Genomic DNA, 6,682 nt, shown 5'->3' with positions numbered 1-6,682 from the left:
GATGAAAATGTGGCAGCCAACACCGCCATCGGCACATTCAGCAGCACCGACCCAGATAGTAACACCTTCACCTATAGCTTAGTTAAAGGTACTGGCGATACTGATAACAATGCCTTCACAATTAATGGCACTAGCCTGGAAATTAATACTTCCCCCAACTTTGAAACTAAGTCTAGTTATAAAATCCGCGTCCGCACCACTGATGATGGTAATCTCACCTTTGAGAAGAGATTGACTATTAATGTTAATAATAATGTTGAAACACCCACCCGTCTTACTAACCCGGATGATGATGTCTTTAACATTACAGCTAATAATGTCAAAGTCAAACTGGAAATAAAACTCACTGGACACAGTTCTAAGAAGGTGAATGAACTGGGTTTATTTACTGTTGATGATGCTAAAGGTATGATTGACGGTATTGCCCCTGGTGCTGAAGGTTATGCCAAAGCAGCTTTAAAACGGTCAAAGGTAATTTTATCCGCGATCGCTAATACTCCTAATGGATTTGACTACAATAATCTCAGCAGTCTGCTGGAATTAAATTCTGGTCAGAGTTTTAGATTCTTATTAGTCCAAGACGGTACGCTTGATGCTGTACGCAACGATCCTAATTCCATCGGAAAATTACTGTTTTCTAGTGTCTCAACCCAAAAAATTACAAAGTTGGGTGATGATGGTTTCTCTCTAGGTTGGAAGGATACTTCTGGTAACAGTTCTACAGATTTTAATGATCTGGTAGTGAAAATTAAACAGACAGATCAAGCTTTACCTTTGGGTACAAATCTCCAAGATAAATTCCAAGGGGAAGTGATTGATTTGCGAGATGTCAAACAATCAGTCAACGCTAAATTTAACGTTTATAGAGAGGCGTCTTACAACAATTACGTCGGGTTCTATCAGGTAACTGATGAAAATGGTGGAATTGATACCAATGGCGACGGCAAGCCTGATATTCTCACCGGACAGGCTGGTTATACTCAGGCTGCTGTGCGTGGTAGGATTGCTGGTATTGATTTGAGTGTGAGTAATGAAGGTAGTGCTACTTTGAGTGGTACTTTCCAACCTGGGGCGATTTTTGTTCCCTTTATTATTGTTAACGGTAGCCCTGATGCGCTTTTAGATAAGGATTCTAATAACGATCCGGCGGTTTATTTTCCATTCTTGGGTGCTAATTCTGATAAATCGGCTCACATTCGCATGTTAGCAAGTAATACCTTTGGCTTTGAGGATTTGCCTGGTGGTGGCGACAAGGATTTCAATGATCTGATTATCAAAGTTAATTTGACAACTACAGTTTAGTCATCTTGGCAGAAAATTGCACTGGCTCCTCTTAGAGGATGTTCGCTTGATTACTTATTAAACCAGGAGTTCCCCTAAGAGCCTGCACTTAGGGGTTGGGGCTATACGGTTCGGTTAAAAATATTTGTAGGTTGGGTTGAACATTCGTGTTACCCAACAAACTGCACAATAAGTAATCAAGCGCACATGATAAGTAAGTGGGTCAAATTAAATATAAAACCTCACCCTCAATCCCTCTCCTTAGTAAGGAGAGGGATTGAGGGTGAGGTTTTTTCTTATGTTTAACTTTTTTCCTCGTCTCCCAACATTTTTAATAATTTTCTGGCAACTAAAACACCTACAACTCCAGCACCAACTAATTCAACTGCTTGCACCACTTTTTTCCCTACATCTTGAGGGTCGAGGTGCTGATGAAAAATATTTTCATCTACCCATTCAGTTGCTGCTTTAAAGTCATGAATTGGTGTTGGCAATAGCGTTAAATAAGTGGCTTGACGGATTAAATGTGCAGGTTCGCCTCCAACTTCAAAAACATTTAACAAGTTGACAGCAGCATCATTTATCCCCAACTTTAACAAAGTTCCCCGGATGTTAACTTTAGCAGGTTTGAGTTCTTCTCCTAGAGCGATCGCTTTCAAATTCCTAGCAATATTAGCTCCTTGTTGATAAGCAACTTGGGCTGTTGGTGGTAGCGAACTATCTTGAACTGCTGCACAATCACCACCTGCAAAAACTTCTGGGAAGTCGAGCAGTTGCATGGTGGGAGTAACTAGGGGACGATTATGATGATCCCGATGTTCTTGGGGAATTGCTAAATCTTGAATCAGTGGATGAATGGAAGTACCAGCAGTCCAAATAGCGGTGTATGTTGGCACTGTGTGAACTTGATTATTGCTCTTATATTCAATTGTATTGGGGTGAATAGCAGTGGCTTCTGCTCCCGTGAGGATTTCAATTGGGATAGTGCGTTTTTGTAATTCTGTCTCAGCAATTGGGCGTAGTGGATCGTTAATATCGCCATCAAGAATTTTTTGACCATGATTGAGTATAATTACACGGATGTCAGCAGAATTTCCTCCCAAAGCGCTATACCAATGTGGAAGCAAATCTGCTAAGGTAGCCGCCATTTCTACACCACTTGCACCACCACCAACTACGACTACTGTTAATAGTTTTCGGCGTTGTTCTACATCTTCGGTTTGGATGGCTTTTTGTAAACAGTCGCGTAAATGACGCTCAAGAGCGATCGCATCTGCTTCCGTCCAGAAAGCAAAAGCATTAACATTCGCACCCTCAACATGATGATAGGTAGTAACGCTACCCAAAGCTAATACTAAGTTACTGTAATTATAAGAGTTTCCTGATGCTAATTTAACTTCCCGTTGATGCAAATCTATAGACTGTACTGCATCTTGAACAAAGATGACACCACTACCTTTAAGTAATTCCGAAAAACGCGGTAATACTTGAAAGCTATCCATTTCGCCATCGAAATACTCATAAAGTAATGGCTTAAAGCAAAAACGCTCATTTTTATCAATCAAGACCACAGAGCGAGGATAATGTTCATGAGCTAGGTGTAAGGCTGTAAATAAACCGGTAAAACCACCGCCGATAATCACCGTTTGATAAACTGGGCTGTTCATAAAAACCTTTGAATTGCTAATTTGTTAGGTGTTTGAATTCTTTTTGATCGCGCAAAGGCGCTTTAAGAGCAAAATAACAAATAACTAATGAGAAATTAGCTATACCAATAAGAAGAAACCAATCAGAAGGGCGCTAAGAAAAATAGCGAACATTATAGCATATTCAACTCTGCGGCTAAAAAATCCCACAGCAGCAACGAGTGCGATCGCTAGCCCGATAATCCCAATATACTGCTCTTTTTGTAACCCACGAGCAATGAGTGGGTCTTGGTTATTACCAGGTGCTGGAGTTTCTTGGATTGCTTTTGGAGATGGTAATTCTTGCGCTAATAACTTCATAAAATTACTCCTTAAAATACTTTGATTTTCTGATTAATTATGCTTTCCAAAGGTAGAGAAATGAGAATAAAAACACCCAAATTATATCCACAAAGTGCCAAAATAAAGTTGTCGTACTTGCACCGAAGTGTCCTTTGTTATAGTTACCTACAATGAAAGAACGCACAAGCATAATTATTTGGAGAATCACACCACTAAGAATATGCAGACCGTGGAAACCCGTTAATAAGTAAAATGTTGAACCAACAAGTCCTGTGCTTAACTTAAAATCAAGTTTACTCCACTCAATTGCTTGGCCAATTAAGAAGTAGGTTCCCATGCAAATTGTCATCAGCCACATCCAGCGAAATTTTTTGAGCTTGCCACGCTTGAGAGCATTTTCTGCTAGTTGGATCACCAAGCTGCTAGAAAGCAATACCACCGTATTAATAATAACGAAGGTAGACAATTCTGGGCCAGAAATACCGGGTGGAAGCCAATCTTTTGAGTGCGTCAACCGCAGAGCAATATATGTAAAGATGAAACTCAAAAAAATTAAGCTTTCTGACAGCAAAAACACGGTAAACCCAAACATCCCTTTGCCATGATGGTCTTCAGAGTTTCCACCACCATTTGGCAAAAAGCGTTGTAACCAATTTGGTAGGCGGCGATGCAACCGCTCAAAACGGATGGGACTTTCATCTATATGGATGGGGCGACGGGTCATAGGTTAGGGATTGGGGATTGGAGATTGGGTATTGAGAGTGCTGAGTTAAGAGTTAAGAGTTAAGAATTATTCTCCTTGTCCCCTTGTCCTCTTCTTTCTCATCCCTATTACACTGATTCACCGTTGTCGGAATCTTCGATAACTGAATATTTGGGATCGCCATAGTCGTAGGGTGGTTTTATCACTATTGGAATTTCCTCAAAGTTATTTGCTGGTGGTGGTGAGGTGGTTGTCCACTCCAGTCCCGTGGCGTGCCAAGGATTGTTAACTGCCCTTGGGCCATATAGCCAGGAACCGACAATGTTAGCAATAAAGGGCAGTGTAGATACTCCCAACAAGAAACCCCCAAGGCTAGCTATAATATTCAATCCCTGATACTGTGGTTCATAGGAAGCAATGCGGCGCACCATTCCTTGTAAACCCAATGGGTGCATCGGAAAAAAGGTGAGGTTAGCACCAATAAAGGTTAACCAGAAATGCAACTTACCCCATCCTTCGGCATACATTCTCCCAGTTATCTTGGGAAACCAGAAATAAATGGCAGCAAAGATTGCCATCGTGATGGTATTAAAAACAACGTAGTGGAAATGACCCACTACAAAGTAAGTGTTGTGGACGTGAATATCAAACGGGGTTGCGGCAAGCATAACTCCGGTAATCCCAGCGAAAATAAACATTGCCGCACCTCCCATCGCAAACAGCATCGGTGTTTCTAAATGCAGCTTACTCTTCCAAATGGTAGCAGTCCAACCGAATGCTTTTACACCAGTGGGTACAGCAACTAACATTGATGTAAACATGAAAGTCATCCGCATCCAGTCTGGGGTAGCACTGGTAAACATGTGATGTACCCAAACAAAGATGCTCACTAAAGCAATACCTAAAGTAGCAATAGCTAATGACCGATAGCCAAACAAGGGATTACGAGAAAACGCAGGCAGAACCTCCGCAAAAATCCCGAAGGCTGGTAGCGCCATGATGTAAACTGCTGGATGAGAGTAAAACCAAAATAGATGTTGATAAATTATCGGGTCGCCATTTTCCAACGGTTTGAAGAAATGCGTACCAAAATTCAGGTCAAATAACAGTAATATCAATGCACCTGTCAACGAAGGCAAGTTAATCAGTTGCAATAACTGAGCGCTGAAAGCTGACCAAACAAACACAGGCATTCGGAAAAATGTCATCCCCGGTGCCCGCATCCAAAAGATGGTAGTGACAAAGTTGACAGCCCCCATGATAGAAGAAATGCCTAGCAGCACCAAACTGACAATCCAAATCAATTCACCATTAATCGGTTGACCGGGGGGAATTTGCAGACTAACTGGTGGATAAGACCACCAACCGGACTGTGCTGGACCATTGGGTAGCAAAAAGCTAGACACTAGCAAAATACCAGCAGGTGGAATTATCCAAAAAGAGATGGCATTGAGCAGGGGAAAAGCCATGTCCCGCGCTCCAATCATCAACGGTACTAGGTAGTTAGAAATACCTGCATTAAAGGGGATAATCCATAGGAAAATCATGATTGTCCCGTGCATGGTAAACAAGCCGTTGTAGAGGGGACGGTCTACTACATTTAATGCCGGCGTAATCAGTTCAGCCCGGATGAGCATTGCTAACAGCCCACCAATCAGAAAGAAAATGAAGGTCGTCACCATGTACTGAACACCGATAACTTTATGATCGGTGCTGAAGCTGAAGTAGGGTCGCCAGTTATTTAGAGATTCGTTAGCCTCAGCTATATTTGCAGTAGAATCATGTGTCATTATTCACTTTCCTTTCACCTGTAATTATTGATGGTTGCGCTGGTGTGACAGTGTACCAGCTAGTTTTAAACCATGCCTTCGTCGTTTGTGTATGCTCGGCAACTGCTTGATTTGTTGCTGTTGGTTGTTGAGCAGCAGTCTGGGTGAGCCATTGGTTATATGCTTCTTGGGATTCAACGTATACATTTGCATCCATCAAAGCAAAGTAAGTACCGCTAAATAGAGAATCTTTTAAATGGTATTTACCTGTGCGAATGGGCGTTAGCACAATATCAATATTGCGTCCGGGGACAATATACTGCTGTAAGCGGAATTCTGGGACGTAAAAACTGTGAAGCACATCTTTGGCGTGCATATTTAGACGAGTCGGAAGGTTTACAGGTAGGTGTAATTCATTACTAGTGAGATTATTTGGATATTGGAAAGACCAATCCCATTGCTTGACAAAAACACGAATAGTTTCAGATGCTGGTTTGGGTTTGTTGTCACTTGATTCGGCGTAGGCTGGTTCTTCTAGAGGCGTATGCAAATGTACAATTTGCTGCAAACCTGTGATATCTAACTGCTGATAAATATTAAAGCCTTGGAAAGCAATCCACAATACCAGTAGAGTTGGGGTTACCGTCCACAAAATTTCTAGCCTGACATCACCTCTAGAGGGGTGTCCTTCACTGTAGTCTTTTGGAGATGCCCGGAAAAAAATTACTGAATACACCATCATGCCAACAAGCCCAAGGAAGACGAATGCTCCCACTGAGACTAAAAAGCTAAACAAATAATCTACCTTTTGTGCTTCTGCTGTAGCTTCAACAGGCATCCAAGAATACGCTTGCTGCCCAATCCAATGACTGAAGACAAGCAAAACTGCAATACAACCAGCTATTAGGAAATATTCTAAAAATCTAACCATAATATTATAT

At 41.6% G+C, this 6,682-nt stretch carries 6 protein-coding genes; 1 reads left to right on the top strand and 5 read right to left on the bottom strand.

Going from position 1 to position 6,682, the window contains the following annotated elements:
* A partial coding sequence (locus tag V7K32_RS23130) for a DUF4114 domain-containing protein (RefSeq protein ID WP_334996327.1) occupies positions 1-1,302 on the top strand: 1,302 nt, incomplete at its 5' end.
* A gap of 281 nt (positions 1,303-1,583) precedes the next feature.
* Here the strand turns inward: V7K32_RS23130 and V7K32_RS23125 are convergent.
* The 5 genes from V7K32_RS23125 to V7K32_RS23105 form a co-directional block, all read right to left on the bottom strand.
* On the bottom strand, positions 1,584-2,948 hold the full coding sequence (locus tag V7K32_RS23125; RefSeq protein WP_334996325.1) for an NAD(P)/FAD-dependent oxidoreductase: 1,365 nt from the start codon (positions 2,946-2,948) through the stop codon (positions 1,584-1,586).
* A 99-nt stretch (positions 2,949-3,047) separates the two neighbouring features.
* Positions 3,048-3,287: a hypothetical protein gene (locus V7K32_RS23120; protein ID WP_334996323.1), complete on the bottom strand. Its 240-nt coding sequence runs from the start codon at positions 3,285-3,287 to the stop codon at positions 3,048-3,050.
* Between the two features lie 37 nt (positions 3,288-3,324).
* On the bottom strand, positions 3,325-3,993 hold the full coding sequence (locus V7K32_RS23115; protein ID WP_334996321.1) for a cytochrome c oxidase subunit 3: 669 nt from the start codon (positions 3,991-3,993) through the stop codon (positions 3,325-3,327).
* A 107-nt stretch (positions 3,994-4,100) separates the two neighbouring features.
* A complete protein-coding gene (gene ctaD, locus V7K32_RS23110; RefSeq protein ID WP_334996319.1) occupies positions 4,101-5,762 on the bottom strand; it encodes a cytochrome c oxidase subunit I in 1,662 nt (553 codons plus the stop codon).
* The gene (locus V7K32_RS23105) at positions 5,752-6,672 is read right to left on the bottom strand and encodes a cytochrome c oxidase subunit II (protein WP_334996317.1); all 921 of its coding nucleotides are present in this window, start codon (positions 6,670-6,672) and stop codon (positions 5,752-5,754) included. Before V7K32_RS23105 ends, ctaD begins: the two co-directional genes overlap by 11 nt.
* Positions 6,673-6,682 lie beyond the last annotated feature (10 nt).

The sequence above is a fragment of the Nostoc sp. genome, from assembly GCF_036917635.1.
Lineage (GTDB): Bacteria > Cyanobacteriota > Cyanobacteriia > Cyanobacteriales > Nostocaceae > Nostoc.
This window is presented reverse-complemented; position numbering and strand designations above follow the sequence as displayed.